Origin of the sequence: Massilia consociata (assembly GCF_042432755.1) — a bacterium.
GTDB lineage: Bacteria > Pseudomonadota > Gammaproteobacteria > Burkholderiales > Burkholderiaceae_D > Telluria > Telluria consociata.
Genome location: NZ_JBHLWP010000009.1, coordinates 423,414 through 446,684 on the forward strand (window position 1 = coordinate 423,414; position 23,271 = coordinate 446,684).

Below are 23,271 nucleotides of genomic sequence, written 5' to 3' on the forward strand. Positions count from 1 at the left end.
GTTTTCGGAGTTTATTCATGCACCCCAAACGTATTGTTGTTGGGTCGCTCGTGCTATTGGCATGGGCGCTCCCTGCGGCCGCACAACTGGCTGGCGATCCGCCAGTCGGGCGCGCGGCCGCTGTTCCCACCGTACCCGCCGCCGGCACGCTATTGACCCTCGAAAAGGCGGTCGACATGGCCATGGCCGCCAACCCGAGCCTGCGCGCCAGCGCCCTGGACATCGTCATCGCCGGCGCCGGGCGCCGCCAGGCGGGATTACTGCCAAATCCCACAATCTCCTACACGACCGAGGGAACGCAGCGCGGTACGAGAACCCGTACCTTCGAGCTGAGCCAGCTGGTCGAGCTTGGCGGCAAGCGGCGCGCCCGCGTGGAGCTCGCCGAGCGCGACAGCCGGCTTGCACTTGCGGCCGCAAGCGTGGCTCGGGCCGAACTACGCGCTGACGTCACTGCCGCCTATTTCAACGCGCTGGGCGCCCAGGAACAGGTACGCCTTGCGCAAACCTCGCTCGACATTGCGTCAAAAGCAAGGGCGGCGGCTGAGAAGCGTGTTGCCGCCGGGCGTGTCTCGCCTGTCGAACTGTCGCGTGCAAAGGTAGCCGAGTCGACTGCACGCCTCGACCTTTCCCAGGCCGACGGCGAACTGCTTATCGCGCGCGGCTTGCTGACGGCGTATTGGGGCCAGGCACAGCCGGGAACTCTGGCCCTGGTCGAGCCAGTAGACGAGCTCGCGGCTGTTCCTTCCCTTGAAGACTTGCGAACACGCCTGGCGGGCTCGCCGCAGCTGCAGCGCGCACGCCTGCAGGTCGAGCGCGAAGAGGCGCAGGTGTCGGTCGACCGCGCGCAGCGCATGCCCGACGTCACCCTTGTCGTCGGCCGCCAGAAGGATGAGGAGATGGGGCGAACGCAAACCGTGCTCGGCGTCTCGCTCCCGCTCCCCTTGTTCAACCGGAACCAGGGCAATCTGCAAGCTTCGCTCGCCCGTGCGGACAAGGCGCGCGCCGAAAGCGATGCGCAGCAGCTGAGGCTCGACCAGACCTTGACCAGTACCTATCAGCGCGCCCAGCTGGCGAGGGACCAAGTGCGCACCATGCGGCAGGAAATTCTGCCGGAAGCGCAACGTGTTTTCGATGCCGCCGTCATCGGTTTCGAGGCTGGCAAGTTCAACTTCCTGGATGTTCTCGATGCCCAGCGCACTCTGCTGCAAAGCCGCGCGCAGTACGTACAGGCACTCTACGACAGCTACCGATTCAGCGCGGAGCTTGGCCGATTTGCCGACGCTGGCACCGGCGCCACCAATACCAACAGGATTACCCCATGAAGTTCAATATCGACAAAAAATCGGCGCTTTCCATCGCGGCTGTGATCGCAGTCGGCATCGTACTGGCCCTGCTGATCGTGTTCTGGAAAAGCGATAGCACTCCGGCACCGGAAGGCGGCGAGCACGCGGAGGAAACCGCCGAGACGAAGGCCGAACACGGCGACGAGAAGGAAGAAGGTCATGCCGAAGAGCCCGGCCTCATCGAAATGAGCCCGCAGCAGATCCAGACCGCCGGCATCGCCACTGCAACGGCCGGTCCGGCAGCCATTCGCACCGAACTTGTCCTCCCCGGCGAGGTGCGCTTCAACGAAGACCGGACGGCACACGTCGTGCCGCGCGTTGCGGGCGTGATCGAATCGGTTGCCGCCTCGCTTGGCCAGGATGTGAAAAAGGGACAACCCCTGGCCGTCATCGCCAGCGCCGAACTGGCGGACCTGCGCAGTGCCGCGCTCGCTGCCGGCAAGAGGCTCGAGCTGGCGCGCATCACCTACGAGCGCGAAAAGAAGCTGTGGGAACAAAAGGTCTCCGCTGAGCAGGATTACCTCCAGGCCCAACAGGCCTATCGCGAAGCCGAGATCGAGTCGCAGGCGGCTCGCTCGAAACTGACCGCACTCGGCGCGGACGTATCGGCCGGCGCGGTCAACCGCTTTGTCCTGCGAGCTCCGTTTACCGGTGTCGTCGTCGAAAAACACCTCGCCCAGGGTGAAGCAGTGAAGGAGGACGCGAACGTCTTCCTCGTCTCGGATCTGTCGACCGTGTGGGTGAACATCGCGGTCGCGCCGAAAGACCTGGCCTCGGTCCGCGTCGGCCAAGCGGTCACAGTCAGGTCGGCAGCCGGTGGCCCGTCCGTAGCAGGCAAGGTCAGTTACGTGGGCAACCTTCTCGGCGAAGAGACCCGGACCGCAAGCGCACGGGTCGTGATCGACAATCCGGGACTCGCATGGCGCCCCGGCCTGTTCGTCAACGTTTCCGTGGTCAGTGGGCAGAAGGACGCTGCGGTTGCCGTTGCTTCCGACGCCCTGCAGACACTGGAAGGCAAGAACGTCGTGTTCGTCAAAACCGCCAAGGGGTTCCAGGCCCAGCCGGTGACCACCGGCGTCAGCGACGGAAAGCTGACGGAGATCGTCTCCGGCCTGGCCTCGGGCGCACCCTATGTCACGACCGGTAGCTTCGTCGTGAAGGCCCAGCAGGGCAAGGGCAGTGCCGAGCATGAACACTGAGCGAGGATCCGGACATGTTTGAACGCATCATTCGCTTTGCCATCGAACACCGATGGCTAGTCATGCTGGCCGTCATTGCGATGGCCGCCGTCGGCATCTACAACTACCAGAAGCTGCCCATCGACGCGGTACCCGACATCACCAACGTCCAGGTGCAGATCAACACCTCGGCGGCCGGCTATTCGCCGCTCGAAGTCGAACAGCGTGTCACCTTTCCCATCGAGACCGTGATGGCCGGCCTGCCTGGACTCGAAGAGACCCGCTCGCTGTCGCGCTATGGCCTGTCGCAGGTGACCGTCATCTTCAAGGACAGCACCGACATCTATTTCGCACGCCAGCTCGTCAACCAGAGGATCCAGGAAGCCAGGGAAAACCTGCCTCCCGGCGTGACGCCCATGATGGGGCCGATCTCGACGGGCCTGGGTGAAATCTACCTATGGACGGTCGAAAGCGAGCCAGGGGCCAAAAAGCCTGACGGCACGCCCTACACGCCCACCGACCTGCGCGAGATCCAGGACTGGATCATCAAGCCGCAGCTGCGCCAGGTTCCCGGGGTCACCGAGATCAATTCGATCGGCGGCTTCGCAAAGGAATACCTGATTGCCCCGGATCCGGCAAAACTCAGTTCCTATAGGCTGTCCTTGTCGGACGTCGTCAATGCGATTGACCGCAACAACAGCAACGTCGGCATGGGATACATCGAGCGCCGCGGCGAGCAGTTCCTCGTCCGGGCGCCCGGCCAGGTGCGCACACTGGACGACATCCGCAACACCATCCTCAGCAACGTCGACGGCGTTCCCATCCGCGTGCGTGACGTCGCGACGGTCGACGTCGGACGCGAGCTGCGTACCGGGGCGGCAACGGAGAACGGCCGCGAAGTCGTGCTGGGAACGGTCTTCATGCTCATCGGCGAAAACAGCCGGGCCGTCTCCCAGGCAGTGGCCAGCAAGATGGTCGAGGTGAACCGTTCGCTGCCGAAGGGCGTAGTGGCGATTCCCGTGTACGACCGCACGACACTGGTGGACAAGGCGATCAATACGGTCAAGAAGAACCTGCTCGAGGGCGCGGTTCTCGTGATCGTGATCCTGTTCCTCTTCCTCGGCAATATCCGCGCTGCAATTATTACGGCCCTGGTCATCCCGCTCTCGATGCTCTTCACCTTTACCGGGATGGTGACTTACCGGGTTAGCGCGAACCTGATGAGTCTTGGTGCGCTCGACTTCGGCATCATCATCGACGGCGCGGTCGTCATTGTCGAGAACTGCGTACGGCGCCTCGCGCACGCGCAGGAACACCACCGGCGCCAGTTGACCCTTACCGAACGCTTCCACGAGGTGTTCGCGGCTGCAAAAGAAGCGCGTCGCCCTCTGCTGTTCGGCCAGCTCATCATCATGGTGGTGTACCTGCCGATCTTTGCTCTTTCAGGCGTCGAAGGCAAGATGTTCCATCCCATGGCTTTTGCCGTTGTCGTCGCGCTGCTCGGGGCGATGATCCTGTCGATCACCTTCATTCCCGCAGCCGTCGCCCTGTTCATCGGCAAGCGCGTCACGGAAAAGGAAAACCGCATCATGGTTGCGGCCAAGCGAGCCTATGCACCGGCCCTCGAAAAGGTCCTCCGTAACGGCGCCTTAGTGATTACCAGCGCCGTCGTGCTGGTGCTCCTGTCGGGACTGCTGGCCACACGGCTGGGCAGCGAATTTATCCCGAACCTGAACGAAGGCGACCTCGCGCTGCAGGCGATTCGCATCCCTGCCACGAGCCTGAGCCAGTCGGTGGAGATGCAGCAGAAGCTCGAGGCCGGCCTGAAGGCGAAGTTCCCGGAGATCGATCGCGTATTCGCCCGCACCGGTACCGCCGAGATTGCTTCGGATCCGATGCCACCCAACATCTCGGACGGTTACATCATGCTCAAGCCCGAGTCCGCGTGGCCGGCACCAAGGAAGACCCGTGCCGAGCTGATCGAGGCGATCGAGGAGGAAGCGGAAAAGTATGCCGGCAATGCATATGAACTTTCGCAGCCGATTCAGCTGCGGTTCAACGAGCTCATTTCGGGTGTACGCAGCGACGTCGCCGTGAAGGTCTTCGGTGACGACATGGCCGTGCTGGAAACCACTGGCAAGGAAATTGCCGAGGTCCTCCAACGGGTGCCTGGTGCGGCTGAGGTCAAGGTGGAGCAGACCGGCGGCCTGCCGATGCTGACCGTCGATATCGACCGCGAAAAGACGGCCAGGTACGGCCTGAACATCGGCGACGTGCAGGAAGCACTGGCAATCGCCACTGGTGGGCGCGAAGCCGGCACCATGTTCGAGGGTGACCGCCGCTTTGACATCGTGGTTCGCCTGCCCGAAGCGATGCGCACCGACCTGGACGCATTGCGGCAGCTGCCAATTCCCCTGCCAGCCAAGGAAGGTAGCGCAACGACCTACATTCCCCTCGCCGAAGTCGCCACCCTGAACTTCACGCCAGGGCCCAACCAGATCAGCCGGGAGAACGGCAAGCGGCGCATCGTCGTGAGTGCGAACGTGCGAGGCCGGGATATCGGCACCTTCGTTCCTGAAGCGCAGGCTGCCATCGCAGGCAAGGTCAAGGTCCCACCGGGGTATTGGACCAGCTGGGGCGGCACCTTCCAGCAGCTAGAGTCGGCGACCCAGCGCCTGCAGATCGTCGTGCCGCTTGCCCTCTTCATCGTGTTCACCTTGCTATTCGCGATGTTCGGCAACGTGAAGGATGGCTTGCTCGTCTTTACCGGCATCCCGTTCGCGCTCACCGGCGGCGTCATCGCCCTGGCCCTGCGGGGAATTCCGCTGTCGATTTCCGCGGCAGTGGGATTCATCGCCTTGTCCGGCGTGGCCGTCCTGAACGGCCTCGTGATGATTTCCTATATCCGGACCTTGCGTGAAGAGGGAATGGACCTGGACACGGCAATCACGCATGGCGCGCTCACACGACTGCGGCCGGTCCTGATGACTGCCCTGGTCGCATCGCTGGGCTTCGTGCCAATGGCGATAGCGACCGGGACGGGCGCCGAAGTCCAGCGGCCGCTGGCAACCGTCGTCATCGGCGGGATCCTGTCCTCGACCGCACTGACGCTGCTCGTTCTTCCCCTGCTCTATCGGCTCGCGCATCGCAAGGATCCTGATGACGAACCGGTAAAGCCGGCGAAAGTGGTCGTCCAGTAAGCGTATGGGCCGCAGCTGCCGTTTGCGGCCCAACTCAGAGAGGACGATATGGGTCGAGACAATCCGGGTCGGCGTTTCCCGGTCGGGCGCCGGCTTGTCAGGCTGGACCTCGCTGCGCATGGAGCGGCCTTCGCCAGTTGCGCGGCGGGAGGAATCATTGTTGAAAGCGTTATCCTGGTGGCAGCCGCTACGCATCACGCCGCAACGATTGCGTTCCGGCTGTTATCGATCGAAAAGCTGACGATGCAAACGAGACCCAAAACCGAGGTCGCGTTCTCGGTCCTGCAGATCGCTCTATGCATGTGTTGCGTTGTCATGGTCTTGGTCGTGATCGCGCTGGGGACGCATGGCATCTTTCACGGAGAATCTTTCGATGCCGTGGCCGTTGCTGCGTTTGCCCTGCCTGGATCGGTCGCCATTGCCACGACGGCTGGATTGGCATGTGGGCGGGCTAGCGCCGGCGAGGCCCCCAGCAGAGTCGATGCAATTCTTTCCGCGGTACCGACCGCACTCGCGCTCGGCGTCGCTTTTTGCGATTTGGGCATCGCTGCAGGAAGGTTGGACGCGCTCGCCGGACTTGCAGCTGTACTGGTCCTGTGTGTGCGCACCGTGATCAATCTCGGCCAGACGCTGGATTGAATGGCTGGAAGCAAGCAAGTGAAGGACAACATCGAATGGAGGTGACATGAGACTGCCACAACAGGCACCAGAGCCATTGCACGAAAACCTCTTTGAAGTTTTCGGCATTATCGGCCTTGCATTGGTCGGGGTGATTATGGTTTTTCTCGGCTGGCTGAAGTACAGAGACCGTTACAAGCGCCCCGGGCCGAAACCTCGGAAGCGTGCAAAGGAAAATGGCAAGAAAAAGTAGGAGAAGGCAGCAACACGATCATCACAACGTGAGGGGAGCACGATGGGTTCAGGACATTCTCATGCAGCGCAGCCGGGTCAGAATGAGCGTCCGCTCTGGATAGCGCTCATTCTCACGACGACTTTTCTTGTAGCCGAAATCATCGGAGGTATTCTCACTAACAGTCTTGCGCTGATTTCGGATGCGGCGCACATGTTCACCGACACCGCGGCGCTGGCGATCTCGCTTGCGGCGATCCGCATCGGCAAGCGGCCGGCCGACAGCGAACGAACCTTCGGATACTACCGCTTCGAGATCCTGGCCGCGGCTTTCAATGCCATACTGCTGTTCCTGGTGGCCATCTACATCCTGTATGAGGCGTACCAGCGTCTGAACAACCCGCCGGAAATCCAGTCAGGAACGATGCTCCTGGTTGCTGCCTTTGGCCTGGTCGTCAATCTCATCAGCATGAAGCTGCTATCGAGCGGCAAGGACAGCAGCCTGAACGTCAAGGGCGCATACCTCGAGGTATGGAGCGACATGCTCGGTTCGATCGGCGTCATCATCGGCGCCCTCGTCATCCGCTATACCGGTTGGAGTTGGGTCGACTCGGCGATCGCCGTTGCCATCGGCTTATGGGTGCTTCCCCGCACCTGGACGCTGCTCAAGGCAAGCATGAACGTGCTGCTCGAAGGCGTCCCCGAGGGTCTCGGCATTGCTGAAGTCAAGGACGCGATCACGCGCATACCGGGCGTGGACAGCGTGCACGACCTGCACGTCTGGTCGATCACAAGCGGCAAGGCCAGTTTGACGGCACACGTCGTGCAACGTGAAGACGTCACTGACGCGCAAGCGCTCCTGACCAGCATACGCCAGCTCATCGCGAGCAAGTACGATATCCACCACTGCACCATTCAGATCGAGACAACGCCGTGCGAGCAGGCTGTCGAGGAACACAGCTTCGGCCCGGCTGCATCCCACGACCATGCCGGTCACGATGAACATGAGGGAGAAAAGCGATGATCGACCATATCAGGAACAATCTTGTTGAAGCGCGCGATGCACTTGATCGCCTCATCAGCGACGATGCCCAGCTGGGCAATATCCAGGCCGGTGCAAACCTGCTCGTCGACGCATTGGGAAGCGGGCACCGCGTTATCTCGTGCGGTAACGGCGGCTCTATGTGCGATGCCATGCACTTGGCGGAAGAGCTGTCGGGGCGGTTCCGCGAGGACCGCCCTGCCATGGCAGCGGTAGCCATCAGCGACCCAAGCTACATCAGCTGCGTCGCCAACGACTATGGTTACGAGCAGGTGTTCGCTCGCTTCGTCGAGGGCAATGGCGCCGCCGGCGACGTCCTGTTTGCGATCAGCACGAGCGGCAGCAGCCGGTCCGTGATCCTCGCCGCGCAAGCCGCCCGTGCGAAGGGCATGAAGGTGATTGGCTTGACCGGGCGTCCCGGCGCGGCGCTCGCGGAAAGTTCCGATGTCTGCATCTGCACGAGTGCGGGACGCTATGCCGACCGGGTGCAGGAACTCCACATCAAGGTGATTCACATCCTGATCGAATTGGTGGAGCGCACCCTTCAACCAGCCAACTATGTCGTAAAACCATAAGATCAGGATAACGGTCGCAAGAATGGCCCCTCCCCCATGGGGGGCGGCTGCCGGGTACAAGGCGAGCCGGCATCGCACGGCCGCCATGCCTAGCCGCGTTTCTCCCGGCTCTTGAGCAGCCGCAGTCCGTTGAACACCACGAGCAGGCTCGCGCCCATGTCCGCGAACACGGCCATCCACAAGGTAGCCGATCCTGCAATAGCGAGCACCAGGAACACAGCCTTGATCAGCAAGGCGGCGACGATGTTCTGCTTGAGGATGGCAGCGGCCTGCCTGCTCAAGCGGATGAACTGCGGGATCTTGCGAAGGTCGTCATCCATCAGCGCGACGTCGGCTGTTTCAATGGCGGTGTCGGTGCCCGCTGCGCCCATCGCGAACCCGATATCGGCCTTGGCCAGCGCCGGAGCATCGTTGATGCCATCCCCCACCATGCCGACGGTACCGAATCGCGCCACTTCGTCATTGATGGCAGAGAGCTTATCCTCGGGCAGCATGTTCCCGCGGGCGTCATCGATGCCGACCTGCCGTGCGATCGCCTTGGCCGTCACTGCATTGTCGCCGGTGAGCATGATCGTCCGGATTCCCAACCCGTGAAGCTGGGCCACAGCTTCGCGACTGGTTTCACGAATGGTATCGGCCACCCCGATCACCAGCAGTGGCGACGTTTCATCGCAGAGAACAATCGCAGTCTTGCCTTCACCCTCCAGTGTCGACAGGACGCTTTCCGTCGCGGTGCTGCAGATGCCGAGCTCCTCGACCAGGCGGTGATTGCCGAGGTAGTACCATTTCCCGTCGATCCGCCCTTTCGTGCCACGGCCGGTCAAGGCCTCGAACGCAGTCACGGATGCGAGGGGAAGGTCCAGGCCCGAGTTTTGCCAGTAGCGGCTCACCGCGGTCGATACCGGATGGTCGGACCGGTCCGCGAGCGCGGCTGCGAGCTGCAGATGAGTCTGTGCATCGCCTTGCAGGGGCAACACATCCGTCACCTCGGGCTTACCCTGGGTGATCGTGCCGGTCTTGTCCAGTGCGAGCGAGCGCAGCTTGCCACCCTGCTCCAGGTAGACGCCGCCTTTGACGAGGATGCCGGCCCGCGCCGCGGCAGCTAGGCCGCTGACGACGGTGACCGGGGTCGAGATCACCAGGGCGCAGGGGCACGCGATCACCAGCAGGACGAGCGCCTTGTAAATCCATGGCATCCATTCGGCGCCCAGCATGAGCGGCGGTACGAGGGCGACTCCGAGCGCGATGGCGAACACGATGGGCGTGTAGATGCTGGAGAAGCGGTCGACGAAACGCTGCGTGGGCGCGCGGCTGCCCTGCGCGTCCTCGACCGCGCGGATGATGCGCGACAGGGTCGAGTTGCTGTGGCCCGCGGTGACACGGTATTCGAAAGAGCCGGTTTCATTGATCGTGCCGGCAAACACCTTGTCGCCGACTGTCTTTGGTACCGGCATGCTCTCACCCGTGATCGGCGCCTGGTTGACGGACGACTGACCGGTGGTCACTTCCCCGTCCAGGGCGATCCGCTCGCCCGGCGCGACACGGGCCAGGGCGCCGATCGCGACCGTGGTGGCGTCCTGTTCACTCCAGCTACCGTCGTCAAGGCGCACGCTGACCCGCTCGGGTGTCAGTGCCATCAGGCCCTGGATGGCGTTTCTCGCACGGTCGAGCGAGCGGGCCTCGATCATCTCGGCGATGGCGAAAAGGACCATCACCATTGCCGCTTCCGGCCACTGCCCGATCAGTACCGCGCCGGTCACGGCGATCGACATCAGGGCATTGATATTCAGGTTGCGGTTCTTGAGCGCGATCCAGCCTTTCTTGTATACGTTCAAGCCCGTCGTCGCGATCGCAAGCAGCGATAGCAGGATGACTGGCCACCAGTTTTCATCGCCCGTCGTCCATGCGACGATTTCGGCACCGACTGCTGCGGCCAGGCCCAGGGCAAGGACTGCATACTGCCGCTTTCGGGAGGCAGGTGGGACCGTCTCGGCTCGTCCTTGTCCCGCTGCAACGAGCACCGCCTGCATACCGATGGACGTCAGTGCATCCTGGATCGCCGCTGCCGGCCCACTATGCCTGACGACCAAACGACGCTGGACGAGATTGAAGTCGAGCTGTTCAACCTGAGCCAGGCCGGACAGCTTGTTACGGATGAGCGTCTCCTCGGTTGGGCAATCCATGTTGTCGATGCGGAAAATGGTACCGGCTGCTGAGCCGCTTTGCTCATCGGTCTGTTCAACCACCGGGTCCATGCCGACCGCCCGTACTGCTGCAAGGATCGCATGTGGATCGCCGAGGCTATGCTCCACCCGCAAGCGGCGCTGGACAAGATTGAACTCGAGCTTTCCGACGCCTGCGACGCGCCCGAGCGCTTGCCGCAGCAGTCCCTCTTCTGTCGGGCAGTCCATCTGGTCGATGCGAATGACAAGGGAACGGTCCAGGGCTGCAGATGAGGCACCCGCGGTCTCGATCGGTGCAGATTTTTCGCAACATGATTTGGTCTGGCATTCCGACATGACGACTCCTTGAGAACTGTGTATAGTTCCCATTGAACACCCTGTAGCGGGTACGGGGTCAAGCATTAAGTTAACGTACCGGGATTTCTCTTGAAAATTGGCGAATTGGCAGACCGCTCGGGCTGCTTGGTTGAAACCATCCGCTACTATGAGCGCATCGGGTTGCTTGCCCCGCCAGAGCGGTCGGCAAACAATTATCGAGCCTATAACGAGCTTCACGCTGAGCGCTTGCTGTTCATCCGGCATTGCCGCGCCTTGGACATGACACTCGATGAGATCCGGACGCTGCTCGATTTTCGCGAGGCGCCGGGAAAAAATTGCGAGAGCGTCAACGCGCTGCTCGACAAGCACATCGGGCACATCGTCGACCGTATAGCAAACCTGTCAGTACTGGAAGCGCAGCTCAGAGACCTCAGAAGCCGTTGCGTCGCCACCAACAGCACAAACCCATGTGAAATCCTGCAGGCGCTCGGCACTGCCGACGCTTGCGACGAGCCAGCAAGGCTTGGGCGCCATTGACCAGCCCTGGACTTTCCGCGCCATCACTGCATTGCCGAATCAGCGAACAGCCGGAACAATGCGCTTGACCTTCAAGTAGCTAGAAGGTGTTTAATATCAGGTTCTCGAACCTGAAGACAAGTATCCCGATATGACGTACCCCATTTGGCGTCGGCTAATCGCCTTCGTAATGTTCTGCTGCTGCGTGATCGGTACGACACACGCTAATCCCACATCATCGGAAGCAGAAGTCCGACAGCTCTGGCAGTTGCTCGATTATGTCGCCGTCGATTACGCCGGCGCGGTCCAGAACGGAGCGATTGTCAGCGAACTCGAATACGGCGAAATGCAGGAGTTCTCGACGCGCGCGCAGAACCAGGTGAAGGCATTGCCTCCGCATCCCCTGCATGCAGAACTGGCAGCTGCCACCATCAAACTAAAGCAGGCGGTCGAGCGTAAGGAGTCGCCGCAACAGGTTGCCCAGCTTGCGCGCGAGGCAAACCGTTTGCTGCTGCAGGCCTACCCCTTCCCTGTTGCGCCGCGCGCCCTGCCCGATCTGGCCCGCGGTGCGGCGCTGTACCAGGCGCAATGCGCTTCATGCCATGGAGCGGCCGGCGCCGGCGATGGGGCACTCGCGGCCAAGCTCGAACCCAAACCAATCGCATTTACCGATGAGGAAAGAGCCCGCTCGCGCTCTCTCATGGCCCTGTATCAGGTCATCAGCCAGGGTGTCGAGGGCACATCGATGCCGGCCTTTGCAGGCTTGTCCGAGCATGACCGCTGGTCTCTGGCGTTCTATGTCGGCAGCCTGGCGTTCAAGGACACGGACATCGCAGCCGGAGAGTCTGCATTCGCACAGAACAACGCCGCGTCCGCAACGATTCCCGACATGAACACGCTAGTGACGGCAACCGAAGAAGAACTGGCGAAGGCAGGCTCACCGTCGACCGCGCGGGCGGTTCTGGCCTACGCACGCATCCACCCCGAGGCCGTACAGGAGCAGCAGGAACGCAAGGGCATCGTCCTTGCGCGCAAACTGCTGCAGGACAGCCTGGATGCCTTGAAGAATAACCAGCGGGCGAAGGCCACCGAGCTTGCTTTATCGGCTTACCTGGACGGCTTCGAGCCGCTCGAGGCCAGGCTCGACGCGACGGACCGCCAGCTCCTGGTGGACGTGGAGCGAACCATGCAGCTGTACCGGGGCGCGGTTGCACAAGGCAATGTGTTGCGTGCGACCGAATATGCCGGGCAGCTGGACGCGTATTTCGTACGTGTCGAGGAGCTTACCGGCGCGAACAAGACCGACGCGACGACGGTGTTCGTGGGCGCGTTGACCATTCTCCTGCGCGAAGGTGTCGAAGCCCTGTTGATCGTGATCGCGATGGTCGCGTTCCTCCGCAAAGCGGAGCGTCCACAGGCCTTGCACTACGTGCACGCAGGCTGGATCTCGGCGCTGGCCGCCGGCGCCTTGACCTGGGTGGTAGCCACCTATGTGGTCAGCATCAGTGGCGCAAGCCGTGAAGTGACCGAAGGCCTGTCGTCGCTCTTCGCCGCAGCGGTGCTGCTGTCGGTCGGGCTATGGATGCACCAGAAAGGCCAGGCTGGACAATGGCAAGCCTACCTCAAGCAGCATCTGACGGCGGCAATGGAAAAACGCTCCGCATGGGCCCTGTTTGCCCTGGCATTCATCGCGGTATACCGGGAAGTCTTCGAAACGGTCCTGTTCTACTCGGCGCTCGCCGCCGACGGCAACGGCCCCGCCCTGCTGGCAGGATTCGTTACAGGCCTGGTCCTGCTGTCGGTGATTGCCGTGATTTTCCTGCGTACCAGTGCACGCATGCCGATCGGCAAATTCTTCTCGTTCAGCTCCGTGCTGGTGGCCGCCCTGGCAGTTGTCCTGGTCGGAAAAGGGATTGCAGGGCTGCAGGAAGCCGGATGGCTGACGGCCACGCCAGTCTCGGGACCGCGCATGCCTGTTCTGGGCCTCTACCCGACGATACAGACTTATGCGGCGCAACTGGCCCTGCTCCTGGCGGCTGGTCTTGGCTTCGGCTTCAATCTGATGAAGGTCCGCAAATAACAAGCGGACGCTCGCAGCTGGCATCGCGACCGATGCCAGCCGGAGCAATCTTCGGCTTGAGCCTTACCTGGCTTGACGCATGCAATCATCACGTTATCGCCGGGAGGTAAACAGCTTGAACCGCGAAAGCTTGGAGCGGAATCAGATTCCAGTCTATGTTGTAAGCGCCGCCTTGGCCGTGCTTGGGGGGATCCTTGCGCCTGACGCTGCGGCCAAGCTTGACCTGTTGGTGACACCTGCCATTGCGGTCCTGATGTATGCGATGTTTCTGCAGATTCCCTTTCTCGAGCTAAAGCAGGGGTTGGGTAATAGAGCGTACATATCTGCAGTTTTGGTCGCCAATTTTGTGCTGATACCGCTTCTGGTATGGGTCTTGACGCGTGGACTGAGCGATCATCCCGCGCTCCTCATCGGCGCTCTCCTGGTCCTGCTGACCCCATGTATTGACTACGTGGTCGTATTCACCCATCTCGGGAAGGGCGACTCGCGCCTGACCCTGGCCGCTACGCCAATCCTGCTTCTGCTTCAGCTGCTCCTTCTGCCCATCTACCTCAGCGTAATGACTGGCGGAGAATCCGGGGTCGTCATCGCTGTCGCGCCGTTTGTCGACGCATTCCTGCTGCTGATCGTGGCTCCGCTGTTGCTTGCAGTGGCTACTGCCGGGCTGGCGAAGCGATCGTCCATCGTCGAGAAATGGAATGCCGGATGGGCCTGGCTTCCGGTCCCTGCCATGGCCGCAGTGCTGGTCGTCGTCATCGGTTCGCAGATCGGGGCGATCATCAGGGAGATCGAGCAATTGGTGCCGGTCATTCCGGTTTATATTGGCTTCATGGTGCTCGCCCCACTGATAGGAGCCTTTACGTCGCGCATGTTTAAACTGCCGGTAGCAGCGGCTCGCGCCGTGACCTTCAGCGCGTCGACGCGCAATTCCCTGGTAGTGCTGCCACTCGCGCTCGCGTTACCCGAAGATTTGCGTGGAATTGCGGCGGCGGCTGTGATCACACAAACCCTGAGCGAACTGGGCAGTGAACTGGTCTACGTCCGTGCAATTCCTGCCCTGGTCAAGTGAGGTGTACTGTCAATCGTGGACACGTCCGTTTCAAGCAGCCAGCTGCCGTCTGCTGATCTTTTCGGCAAACGATGCTGGCGATAGATAGTCGAGACGCGAATGGCGCCGCTGGCGGTTCCAGAAAATCTTGATTTATTTTGTAATTGCCGATTCAGCGTTGGCCCTGGTCGCATACCTCTGGCGATGGATCAATTCGTTCTTCAAGCCTCCCGAAAACCTCCATGCTTGCGTTGTCCTGGCAGTTTACTGCAAGTGCTCGGCAGCCCTAATCCAAGCCTCTTACCTGGATCTTGTTTGATATGTGCGCGCTCGCTTTGGTAACTGACGTATTCTGTGTTCATCCAAGCGCGTCCGGTCGAGAAAAGCGCAGGGCGCATTCTTCCTGCAATCTTTTGGAGATCCGATGTCGGATATTGGCAAGGACAGCGATGACGAATCAGGTCTGGACGCTTCCAACGAGCGTGATCGTGGCATTTTATGGAAGGTCTTGCTAATCAATCTGGGCCAGTGTTTGGCCGGGGTGGCTGTCGGAACATGGGCATCTTCAACTGCCGTAGTTGGCGCTGGCCTTGACAACTTGGGTGACGCTGCAGTCTATGGCGTCAGTCTGTACGCGGTCGGCAGATCCAGCACAATCAAGAAGCGTGCGGCGCAATTATCTGGCTGGCTCCTCATTGGTTTCGCTTGCCTGTTGTTAGTTGAAGTTGTCCGTCGCTTTCTTGGCGGTGAGGCACCACTGGGACCAGCCATGATGGCCATAGCTGCAACAAATGCCCTACTGAATATCTATTGCATTCGCGTGCTGAAGCAGCATCGCGGCCAGGACATCAATTTCAAGGCCTCGACTATATTCACGAATAACGATTCGCTTGTAAATGGCGCGATCGTGCTTTCGGGCGCGTTAGTAATGTGGACAAATTCAAACCTTCCTGATCTGTTGCTTGGAACAGTGGTTTCGTTCATCGCCGCCAAGGGAGGTTATGAAATCCTCTCAGAGGCAAAAGGACATCAGTCGTGATACGAGGTCTGCCATCCGAATTCTGCACGCGCAACAGAAATACATCCAGTGTGGTTCTCTGTCTGGTCGGAGCATGAATGGCGACGCAAATCAGGGAAGCCTGGCGCGGGACCCTGGACATTCTCATCAGGCAGGTATTTCCCTTCCCTCAGGTGATCAGATTTGTACATTACCAATCACAAAACGGCTGGGCGGCAACGCCGGTATGCGTGAGAGGCTCATCCGCAAATCCTGCTGAGGCACGCTGTACCGTAAGCTTGTGCTGAGAAACATAACGGCAACTTTCATCAGTTCGATGGTGATCCACTCACCAGGGCAACGGTGACCATCGAGATATTCCCCCCCTCCCTGTGGAATGAAGCTGAAAGGGCTACGCTTCCATTGACGAAAACGCTCGGGCATGAATGTATGGGGATCGTCCCAAAGCCTCGGATCGTGATTCGTCCCATACAAGTCGAGCAGGACTCTTTCGCCTTTCGGAAAACGATAGCCCTTCGATTCGAACTCCCGCCGCGTGCGTGCAGCTACCACCGGGAAAAACGGATAAAACCTGCGGACTTCTTCAACGAAATAATCGAGGTAGTACGCTTCAGCAGCCAGCAGACGCTCCCGGCATTGCGGGTGCTGATGCAAAGCCATGGCTGCGAACATGATATACCAGGCGACCGCGACGGTTGGCCTTGCAACATTGATGAGTTCCACCGCCGCAGTCCGCTTGTCGAGCAATTCCCCAGACAAATCGCGATGCCAGGAGATCGCATATAGTGCGCAGTCTTCATCCACCGTTAGCCGATGATGACGCACATCTTCTACCAGACCCTCGATCCAGCGCTCAGCGCGGTTTCTCGCCCATCTTCCACGCCAGTGTCTCGGGCCGATCGCCGCGCCAGCGTCGATCATCGCTACGAAGTCATCCGTTCTACGCCTGACTTCGGACTCAACCAGCGGGATTCCTGTCCAGGCACAGACGGCCCGGCACAAGCTTTCACACGCTTCGTCGAATAAAACCACCTGACTGCGGCGCTCCCAATTTGCCGCGGACCTGTGCCATTGCGCGGCACTGAGCTCCGCCAGTTCCGCAATACGCTCGGCGCTCATCAAGGAGAGAAACATCTCCTTTCGGCACCGATGGGGATTACCGTCCAGTCCTTGCACGCCTCCTCGGCCAAACAGTGTTTGCTGGAGTCTCGATGGAGCAACACCGGCGCGTTCGAACCTCTCATTGTCATAAAAGAGTCTGGCCAATTCTTCGCCGCGCATACAAACTGTCGATTGAAGCATCAGTCGTGAGCGGAACAGGTCGGTCCCCAGGCGCGTACAGCGTTTAGTGATGAAAAGATAGCCGTCCCAGGCGAACGAAAGAGTACTGTCCGGAACACCATCTCGCGGTATCTCATGCATGAGCGTCTCCGTCAAATTGAGCCGTCTTCATACTGCCCGAGTACATAGTTCAGCGGCGCTTGTTTCAGCACTGCTTATATCAATAGCGTCGCACGCGGGGTACGCGCACCCCGCTTGTTGTCGCCCGGTAGCTTGCATATCAGGCTTCACACTAGTTCGATGCCGCGGGCGGCTTCGAACTAGTGATAGCGCCCTACCAGAACGCCAAATGGCGAAGCTTAGTTGGCGTACATTGGACTTTCCTCAACATAGATTGTTACATTCGTTGCGTTTGGAAGGATGTTCGCCAAGGAGATCGGCAACAGGCCGAGCGTATCGAAGGTCCAGGTAACGCTTCTTGGACCGTCTACAATACGGATAGTCTCGAGTCGCTTGACGTGAATCGATCTGGTCTTGCCTGCCACTATCGTGATAACGCGGTCAGGCGCTGCATTGGAGGAGTATCCGAACGGTGCTTCTCGACCAGTCTTCGCTTCTGCAGCGCTCCTTGCGGGTATGCCCCCCTCATTGGCCCGCGAGTCGAGTGGAATGAACATGCACGCGAGAAGTACCGCGGATAAGAAGTTGATGTGAGTTTTCATTGAATTTTCCTGTTGAACATTTGATTTTTCAAGCGCACTGACTCTCGACGTGGCCGATTGTGGACCGCCATGGTCGGGAGTAAGTCAGATGCGACTGCTTTATTTGTAGAGACGGATGGAGTCGTGCAGTGCTTGTGCACGATTACCCATCAAGCGCAGGCGGTAGTTGCCGGCTTCGATGATCAGAACCATTTCGGCCGAATCGGGCCGTCCAGTATTGGAGACTGGTAATTCAGTTGACTAAGACTGGCGGGGCAGGAGCGTGACTGTCCTGACCATCCGATTGCGGAAGAACCGCTGCCGAGGGGCTGCAAGTCGCATGCCGATACACAAGTCGCGCTGCAGCCAGCTTCGAACAGCACTTCTGTTGGATTCTTAGAACCGGTGACGTCGGACACCGCTTCGGTGGCCGACGCTTCGTCGGAAATCACGCACCATCCTGCCGCCCAGCCGGTCTGTAAGGGCAAAAGCGCGAGCAATATGATCAGAAACAGGCGCTTCATGGAGTCGTTGACTGCTTGGTCACGGAAGAGAACACTGGAGTATGGCAAATTTTACAACGCCCGCTGGGCAAAAACATGGGTCTCGAATTGTTGTAGATCTGATTATCTTTGTTCTGTGGGCCCGGATCGTCGCCCTGCTCAGACCGCCCGGCGCAACTGCCCATGCTTCCGGCGGCAGTGCGCGCCCAGGGAGGCGATGACTACCTTGTCTTGTCGGTTACCGAAGGCGCTGCGCGGTCGCCGAACAGTGCGTGCAACACGATGACCGCGGCGCCGACCGTGATCCCGATATCGGCGATGTTGAAAGCTGGCCAGTGATGCGCTCCTACATGCACATCGATCCAGTCAACGACGCCCATCCGCGCAGTTCGGTCAACGAGATTGCCAAGCGCTCCGCCAAGGATCATGGCCAGAGCGATCCTTTCCGCGGAGCCTGTTTCCGGTTTCCGGATCATCCGGACGATCAGGATCGACGCGAGTACGGCTACAACGATGAAAAGGTAGCGTTGCCATCCGCCAGCCGTGGCCAGAAGACCGAACGCCGCTCCCTGGTTGATCACATGGACGATGTTCAACAAGGGTAACAACTCGATCTGCTGGCCGTAGGCCAGATGTTCCACGATTGCGGCCTTGGTGACCAGGTCGGCAAGGGCGATCAGCCCGGCGACCAATACGGCAGCGAGCGGTGAAAAGGGTTTGGCCACTATTCGTTTCCTGTGCAGTTGCCGGTCAGATGTTCAGCGCACGCTTGTCGACAGCGAGCGCCGCTTCCCTGATTGCTTCATACAATGTCGGGTGCGCGTGGCAGATCCGGGCAATGTCCTCCGAAGACGCCGAAAACTCGAGCGCCATTGCCGCTTCACCGATCATTTCCGACGCGAGCGAGCTGACGATATGCACGCCCAGCACAAGGTCCGACTGGGCATCGGCCAGGACCTTGACAAACCCCTGTGCGTCGCCGTGGCCGAGTGCGCGCCCGTTGGCCGAGAAAGGAAACTGTCCCGACTTGAATGCGCGTCCTTCGCGGGCCAGTTCCTGCTCCGTCTTGCCAACCCACGCGGCTTCCGGACTCGTATAGATGATGAAGGGGATGGCGGCGTAATTCACGTGCCCGGATTGCCCTGCGACGATCTCGGCGACCATGATTCCCTCTTCCTCGGCCTTGTGCGCAAGCATTGGCCCGCGCACGACGTCACCGATGGCGAACAGGTTCGGCAATTTCGTCCGGCAGTGTTCATCGACCGGAACATAGCCGCGCTGGTCGAGCTCCAGGCCAATTGCCTCGATTCCCAAGCCATCCGTATTCGGCACGCGCCCGATCGCCACGATCACCTTGTCGCAGGCGAGCTCCTTGGCGGCGCCGGCGCGGTCGCGATACGAAATGTGCGCCCCGCCGACGCTGAGTGCAATGCTGTCGATCGCCACGCCAAGGTCGAATTTCAGCCCCTGTCCAGACAGCAGCTTGAGCATTTCCCTGGACACGGCGGTGTCGCAGCCCGGCAGGAAGTCCGGCATGGCGTCGAGCAGGGTGACATCCGCACCCAGGCGCCGCCACACTGACCCGAGCTCGAGACCGATCACGCCGGCACCAACCACGCACAGGCGTTTCGGCACCTCGCGGAAATCGAGTGCTCCGGCGTTGTCGCAGATGATCGCATTGTCGATCCGGGTGCCCGGCAGCTGGCGCGGCTTCGACCCGGTGGCGATAATCACGTTACGCGCGCTGATCTGCTGCACGGAATCCCCGGCCGAGACTTCCAGGGAATACACCCCGTCCTGCATCCCGACGAAGCGCGCGCGCGCCTTGATAAAGTCGACCTTGTTCTTCTTGAACAGGTATTCGATCCCTTTGGCCATCTTCGAGACCACCCCGTCCTTCCGGTCGATCACCTTGTCGACGTCGATCGCCGCGCCGCCGGTGGTGATACCGTGCTCGGCAGTGTGGTGCAGGACCTGTTCGTACAGGTGGCTCGACGCAAGCAATGCCTTGGATGGGATGCATCCCACATTCAGACAGGTTCCTCCGGGGCGCGCCTGGCCGTCGGGTGCGGCGTAAGGATTCGATTCGATGCAGGCCACGGACAAGCCGAGTTGTCCGGCGCGGATTGCGGCGATGTAACCGCCTGAACCCGCGCCAACGATGACCAGGTCGTATTGCGCTTTCATGTGATTCCTTTTAATGTCCGAGTCGTTGCGTTCACTCTACTGGATTGTTCAAATTCCCTCCGCCACGTTCTCCGGCGGACGGGCGAAGCGCTGGTAAAGCGTCGGCAGCACGAACAGCGTCAGGATCGTGGCGGAGATCAGGCCGCCGATCACGACGGTGGCCAACGGGCGCTGCACCTCGGCGCCGGCGCCGGTTGCCAATGCCATCGGGACGAAGCCCAGCGACGCGACCAGTGCCGTCATCAAAACGGGGCGCAGGCGCCGCAGCGCACCTTCGCGCACCGCCTGCGCCCACGGAAGCTGTTTCGCCAGGTCGTCGATCGAACCCGCCATCACCAGCCCATTGAGGACGGCAACGCCGGACAGTGCGATGAATCCGACGGCTGCCGAAATCGAAAATGGCAGGCCACGCAGCCAGAGTGCGGCGATACCCCCGATCAGGGCGAGAGGCACACCCGTGAACACGACCGCGGCAGCGCGCCAGGAACCGACGGCCGAGTACAGCAACAGGACGATGAGCGCGAAGCAGGCCGGTACCACGACCGCCAGGCGCATCCGCGCACGCTCGAGGTTCTCGAACTGCCCGCCCCAGGCGAGCCATACGCCGGCGGGCACCCGCACGTCCGCGTTGATGCTTGCGCGCGCTTCGCCGACCACGCCGGCGATGTCGCGTCCGCGCACGTTGGCCTGAACGACGACCCGGCGCTTGCCGTTCTCGCGGCTGATCTGGTTCGGTCCCTTGGCCGTCTCCAGCGCGGCCACCGACCCCAGCGGCACGAAGCTGCCGCCCGGCGTCAGCACCGGCAACAGGCGCAAGGCTTCGACATCGTTCCTGGTCTTCTCGCCCAGTTTCACCACGACGTCAAAGCGCCTATCCCCCTCGTAGATCGAGCCGGCCTCACGTCCCGCGACGGCTGCCGCCAGGGTGTCGTGCACGTCCTGGGCGGTCAGCCCGACCCTGGCCATGGCGTCGCGGTCCAGGCGGACATCGAGCAGCGGAAGCCCCTGCACCTGCTCTACCCGGACGTCTTCCGCGCCCTCGACCGCACGCAGTTTTTCGGCAACCTGCTCGGCGGTGCGGATCATGGCGTCGAAATCGTCGCCGTAGACCTTGACCGCGATGTCGCCCCGTACGCCGGCCAGCAGTTCGTTGAAGCGCATCTGGATCGGCTGGGTCAGCTCGTAGTTCTGGCCCGGGATGCCTGCAACCGCCTTCTCGATCTTCTCAACCAGCTCGGCCTTGCTCATCCCGGGTTCCGGCCATTCCGAACGGTCTTTAACGATGACAAAAGTGTCCGTGATATTCGGCGGCATCGGGTCGGCGGCCAGTTCAGCCGTACCTGTTCGGGAGAACACCAGCTTTACCTCAGGCAGCTTGCCGACCGCTTTCTCGACAGCGAACTGCATCGCCTGGCTCTGGTCCAGGGAGGTGCCGGGAATGCGGGCTACCTGCAGCAGCACGTCCTGCTCGTCGAGTGTCGGAAGAAACTCCTGTCCAAGCGTCGTGAACAGGCCGAGCGCGCCTGCGAAACCGGCAGCCGCCAGCACGCCGACCAGCTTGGGTTTCGCGAGCGCGCGGTCCAGCCAGGGCGCGTAAGACGACGAGGCAGCCTTAACCAGCTTGTTCTCCTTTTCGTTGACATGGCGCGAAAGCCACAGCGCGATCGCAGCCGGCACAAAGGTGAGCGAGAGGATGAAAGCGAAGACCAGGGCCAGAATCACCGTTACCGCCATCGGTGCGAACATCCGGCCTTCCACTCCCTGGAACGTCAACAGGGGGACGTAGACGAGAATGATGATCGCCTGGCCATAGACGCTCGGCCGGATCATCTCGCGCGCGGCGGCGGCAACGGTATCGAGACGCTCCGCCCTGGTGAGTATCCTGCCGGTGGCGTGCTGGCGTTCGGCGATGCGGCGCAGCGCGTTCTCCACGATGATCACGGCGCCATCGACGATCAGGCCGAAGTCCAGCGCACCAAGGCTCATCAGGTTTGCGGAGAGTCCCGCTTCGAGCATGCCGGCCGAGGTCAGGAGCATGGTGACCGGGATGACTGCCGCGGCAATCAGCGCCGCGCGCAGGTTTCCGAGAAGTGCAAACAGCACCGCAATGACCAGGAGCGCGCCCTCGGTGAGGTTGGTTGCCACGGTCTTGATCGTGGCATCGACCAGGCGTGTCCGGTCGAGGACTGGCCGGATCAGCAAGTCGGGCGGCAGGGAACGTGCGATTTCCTTCAGTCGGACGTCGACGGCGGCGGCAACGGTCCGGCTGTTCTCGCCAATGCGCATCACAGCCGTACCGACGACGACCTCCTGGCCGCCTTCGGACGCCGAGCCGAAACGCAGCTCCTGCCCCAGGCCGACGCTAGCGACGTGCGACACCAGCACGGGCGTGCCGTTACGGGTGGTGATGACGGTCTTCGCCAGTTCTTCCGACGAGGTGATGCGCGCATCGGCCTTGACGGTGAGGGCCTCGCCGTTCTGGACGACGACGCCGGCGCCGGCGCTCGTGTTATTGCGCTCCAGTGCCTCGCCCAGCATCGTCAGGCTGATGCCCAGGGCCGCGAGTCGTTGCGGATCCGGTGTGACCACATACTGCTTGACGTAGCCCCCGATGACGTCGACGCCCGCCAGCCCTTCGGTATTTTTGAGCTGCGGTGCGACGATCCAGTCCTGCACCGTGCGCAGGTAGGTCGCCTTCTCGGCAGCGCTGCGCAGCACTTCCCCTTCCGGGGTGATATAGCTGCCGTCCGCCTGCAAGCCCGCCGACGTGCCGGCTTTCTGGGCCGGCTTGGAGGCATACTCCACCGTCCACATGTAGACGTCGCCAAGCCCGGTCGCGATCGGGCCCAGGCTCGCGGTAGCACCCGGGGGCAAGTTGCGCTCGACGGCGCGCAGCCGCTCCGCCATCTGCTGGCGAGCAAAATAGATATCCGTGCCGTCCTTGAAGACCGTCGTGACCTGTGCAAATCCATGCCTGGTCAGCGAGCGCGTGGATTCCAGTCCGGGAATGCCGGCAAACGCCGTTTCGATCGGATAGGTGACCTGCCGTTCGACGTCGGCCGGCGCGAGCGCTGGTGCGACGACGTTGATCTGCACCTGCGTGTTGGTGATGTCCGGTACCGCGTCGATCGGCAGGCGCGTCAGTGCGAATGCGCCGAGGATCGACAGCAGGATGGTGGCGATGAGGACGTGCCACCGCCGCGCAACGGAAAAGTTGACGATGCGAGCAATCATGGTTGGGTATCCTTC

18 protein-coding genes are annotated in these 23,271 nt (G+C 61.3%); 11 read left to right on the top strand and 7 right to left on the bottom strand.

Annotated elements, in window-relative coordinates:
* The first annotated feature begins 17 nt into the window (after nt 1–17).
* The 7 genes from ACFFJK_RS08950 to ACFFJK_RS08980 are packed head-to-tail and all read left to right on the top strand — an operon-like array spanning nt 18 to nt 8,187.
* The gene (locus ACFFJK_RS08950; protein ID WP_258830015.1) at nt 18–1,322 is read left to right on the top strand and encodes a TolC family protein; all 1,305 of its coding nucleotides are present in this window, start codon (nt 18–20) and stop codon (nt 1,320–1,322) included.
* Entirely contained in the window at nt 1,319–2,542 is a 1,224-nt protein-coding gene (locus tag ACFFJK_RS08955) for an efflux RND transporter periplasmic adaptor subunit (protein ID WP_258830016.1), read from the top strand. Before ACFFJK_RS08950 ends, ACFFJK_RS08955 begins: the two co-directional genes overlap by 4 nt.
* 14 nt (nt 2,543–2,556) lie before the next feature.
* Nucleotides 2,557–5,721: a CusA/CzcA family heavy metal efflux RND transporter gene (locus ACFFJK_RS08960; RefSeq protein WP_258830017.1), complete on the top strand. Its 3,165-nt coding sequence runs from the start codon at nt 2,557–2,559 to the stop codon at nt 5,719–5,721.
* A 48-nt stretch (nt 5,722–5,769) separates the two neighbouring features.
* On the top strand, nt 5,770–6,360 hold the full coding sequence (locus ACFFJK_RS08965) for a hypothetical protein (RefSeq protein WP_258830018.1): 591 nt from the start codon (nt 5,770–5,772) through the stop codon (nt 6,358–6,360).
* Nucleotides 6,361–6,406: 46 nt separating this feature from the next.
* Entirely contained in the window at nt 6,407–6,592 is a 186-nt protein-coding gene (locus ACFFJK_RS08970) for a hypothetical protein (RefSeq protein WP_258830019.1), read from the top strand.
* Nucleotides 6,593–6,634: 42 nt separating this feature from the next.
* Nucleotides 6,635–7,594 carry a cation diffusion facilitator family transporter gene (locus tag ACFFJK_RS08975; RefSeq protein WP_258830020.1) on the top strand — a complete coding sequence of 320 codons (960 nt, stop codon included), beginning with the start codon at nt 6,635–6,637 and terminating at the stop codon, nt 7,592–7,594.
* Complete coding sequence (locus ACFFJK_RS08980; protein ID WP_258830021.1) at nt 7,591–8,187, top strand: SIS domain-containing protein; 597 nt, start codon at nt 7,591–7,593, stop codon at nt 8,185–8,187. The genes ACFFJK_RS08975 and ACFFJK_RS08980 overlap by 4 nt, the downstream gene beginning before the upstream one ends.
* Before the next feature lie 89 nt (nt 8,188–8,276).
* On the opposite strand, the gene ACFFJK_RS08985 is transcribed toward ACFFJK_RS08980, so the two are convergent.
* Nucleotides 8,277–10,706: a heavy metal translocating P-type ATPase gene (locus ACFFJK_RS08985; protein WP_277477842.1), complete on the bottom strand. Its 2,430-nt coding sequence runs from the start codon at nt 10,704–10,706 to the stop codon at nt 8,277–8,279.
* A 90-nt stretch (nt 10,707–10,796) separates the two neighbouring features.
* Here ACFFJK_RS08985 and cadR point away from each other — a divergent pair, with 90 nt between their 5' ends.
* The 4 genes from cadR to ACFFJK_RS09005 all read left to right on the top strand — a co-directional run bounded on the left by cadR (nt 10,797) and on the right by ACFFJK_RS09005 (nt 15,371).
* Nucleotides 10,797–11,225 carry a Cd(II)/Pb(II)-responsive transcriptional regulator gene (gene cadR, locus ACFFJK_RS08990; RefSeq protein ID WP_258830023.1) on the top strand — a complete coding sequence of 143 codons (429 nt, stop codon included), beginning with the start codon at nt 10,797–10,799 and terminating at the stop codon, nt 11,223–11,225.
* A gap of 130 nt (nt 11,226–11,355) precedes the next feature.
* Nucleotides 11,356–13,284, top strand: a complete 1,929-nt coding sequence (locus ACFFJK_RS08995) for a cytochrome c/FTR1 family iron permease (RefSeq protein ID WP_258830024.1) — start codon at nt 11,356–11,358, stop codon at nt 13,282–13,284.
* A gap of 115 nt (nt 13,285–13,399) precedes the next feature.
* Nucleotides 13,400–14,353: an arsenic resistance protein gene (locus ACFFJK_RS09000; protein WP_277477843.1), complete on the top strand. Its 954-nt coding sequence runs from the start codon at nt 13,400–13,402 to the stop codon at nt 14,351–14,353.
* A 403-nt stretch (nt 14,354–14,756) separates the two neighbouring features.
* On the top strand, nt 14,757–15,371 hold the full coding sequence (locus ACFFJK_RS09005) for a cation efflux transmembrane domain-containing protein (protein ID WP_258830026.1): 615 nt from the start codon (nt 14,757–14,759) through the stop codon (nt 15,369–15,371).
* A 156-nt stretch (nt 15,372–15,527) separates the two neighbouring features.
* On the opposite strand, the gene ACFFJK_RS09010 is transcribed toward ACFFJK_RS09005, so the two are convergent.
* The 6 genes from ACFFJK_RS09010 to ACFFJK_RS09035 form a co-directional block, all read right to left on the bottom strand.
* Nucleotides 15,528–16,772 carry a cytochrome P450 gene (locus ACFFJK_RS09010; protein ID WP_379678786.1) on the bottom strand — a complete coding sequence of 415 codons (1,245 nt, stop codon included), beginning with the start codon at nt 16,770–16,772 and terminating at the stop codon, nt 15,528–15,530.
* Between the two features lie 218 nt (nt 16,773–16,990).
* Nucleotides 16,991–17,353, bottom strand: coding sequence for a CzcE family metal-binding protein (locus tag ACFFJK_RS09015; protein WP_258830028.1), 363 nt, complete (start codon nt 17,351–17,353; stop codon nt 16,991–16,993).
* 182 nt (nt 17,354–17,535) lie between these two features.
* A complete protein-coding gene (locus ACFFJK_RS09020; protein WP_258830029.1) occupies nt 17,536–17,856 on the bottom strand; it encodes a hypothetical protein in 321 nt (106 codons plus the stop codon).
* A 200-nt stretch (nt 17,857–18,056) separates the two neighbouring features.
* Nucleotides 18,057–18,560: a signal peptidase II gene (lspA, locus tag ACFFJK_RS09025; protein WP_258830030.1), complete on the bottom strand. Its 504-nt coding sequence runs from the start codon at nt 18,558–18,560 to the stop codon at nt 18,057–18,059.
* Nucleotides 18,561–18,585: 25 nt separating this feature from the next.
* Entirely contained in the window at nt 18,586–20,022 is a 1,437-nt protein-coding gene (lpdA, locus tag ACFFJK_RS09030; RefSeq protein WP_258830031.1) for a dihydrolipoyl dehydrogenase, read from the bottom strand.
* 48 nt (nt 20,023–20,070) lie between these two features.
* Nucleotides 20,071–23,256 carry an efflux RND transporter permease subunit gene (locus ACFFJK_RS09035; RefSeq protein WP_258830032.1) on the bottom strand — a complete coding sequence of 1,062 codons (3,186 nt, stop codon included), beginning with the start codon at nt 23,254–23,256 and terminating at the stop codon, nt 20,071–20,073.
* Between the last annotated feature and the right edge of the window lie 15 nt (nt 23,257–23,271).

Coding starts and splice junctions, on each gene's coding strand:
- ACFFJK_RS09015 (WP_258830028.1), bottom strand. CDS start 17,353: ATGAAAACTCACATCAACTTCTTATCCGCGGTACTTCTCGCGTGCATG.
- ACFFJK_RS08960 (WP_258830017.1), top strand. CDS start 2,557: ATGTTTGAACGCATCATTCGCTTTGCCATCGAACACCGATGGCTAGTC.
- ACFFJK_RS08950 (WP_258830015.1), top strand. CDS start 18: ATGCACCCCAAACGTATTGTTGTTGGGTCGCTCGTGCTATTGGCATGG.
- ACFFJK_RS08955 (WP_258830016.1), top strand. CDS start 1,319: ATGAAGTTCAATATCGACAAAAAATCGGCGCTTTCCATCGCGGCTGTG.
- ACFFJK_RS09005 (WP_258830026.1), top strand. CDS start 14,757: ATGTCGGATATTGGCAAGGACAGCGATGACGAATCAGGTCTGGACGCT.
- ACFFJK_RS08995 (WP_258830024.1), top strand. CDS start 11,356: ATGACGTACCCCATTTGGCGTCGGCTAATCGCCTTCGTAATGTTCTGC.
- lpdA (WP_258830031.1), bottom strand. CDS start 20,022: ATGAAAGCGCAATACGACCTGGTCATCGTTGGCGCGGGTTCAGGCGGT.
- ACFFJK_RS09035 (WP_258830032.1), bottom strand. CDS start 23,256: ATGATTGCTCGCATCGTCAACTTTTCCGTTGCGCGGCGGTGGCACGTC.
- ACFFJK_RS08965 (WP_258830018.1), top strand. CDS start 5,770: ATGGGTCGAGACAATCCGGGTCGGCGTTTCCCGGTCGGGCGCCGGCTT.
- ACFFJK_RS08985 (WP_277477842.1), bottom strand. CDS start 10,706: ATGTCGGAATGCCAGACCAAATCATGTTGCGAAAAATCTGCACCGATC.
- ACFFJK_RS09010 (WP_379678786.1), bottom strand. CDS start 16,772: ATGCATGAGATACCGCGAGATGGTGTTCCGGACAGTACTCTTTCGTTC.
- ACFFJK_RS08975 (WP_258830020.1), top strand. CDS start 6,635: ATGGGTTCAGGACATTCTCATGCAGCGCAGCCGGGTCAGAATGAGCGT.
- ACFFJK_RS08970 (WP_258830019.1), top strand. CDS start 6,407: ATGAGACTGCCACAACAGGCACCAGAGCCATTGCACGAAAACCTCTTT.
- ACFFJK_RS09020 (WP_258830029.1), bottom strand. CDS start 17,856: ATGAAGCGCCTGTTTCTGATCATATTGCTCGCGCTTTTGCCCTTACAG.
- ACFFJK_RS08980 (WP_258830021.1), top strand. CDS start 7,591: ATGATCGACCATATCAGGAACAATCTTGTTGAAGCGCGCGATGCACTT.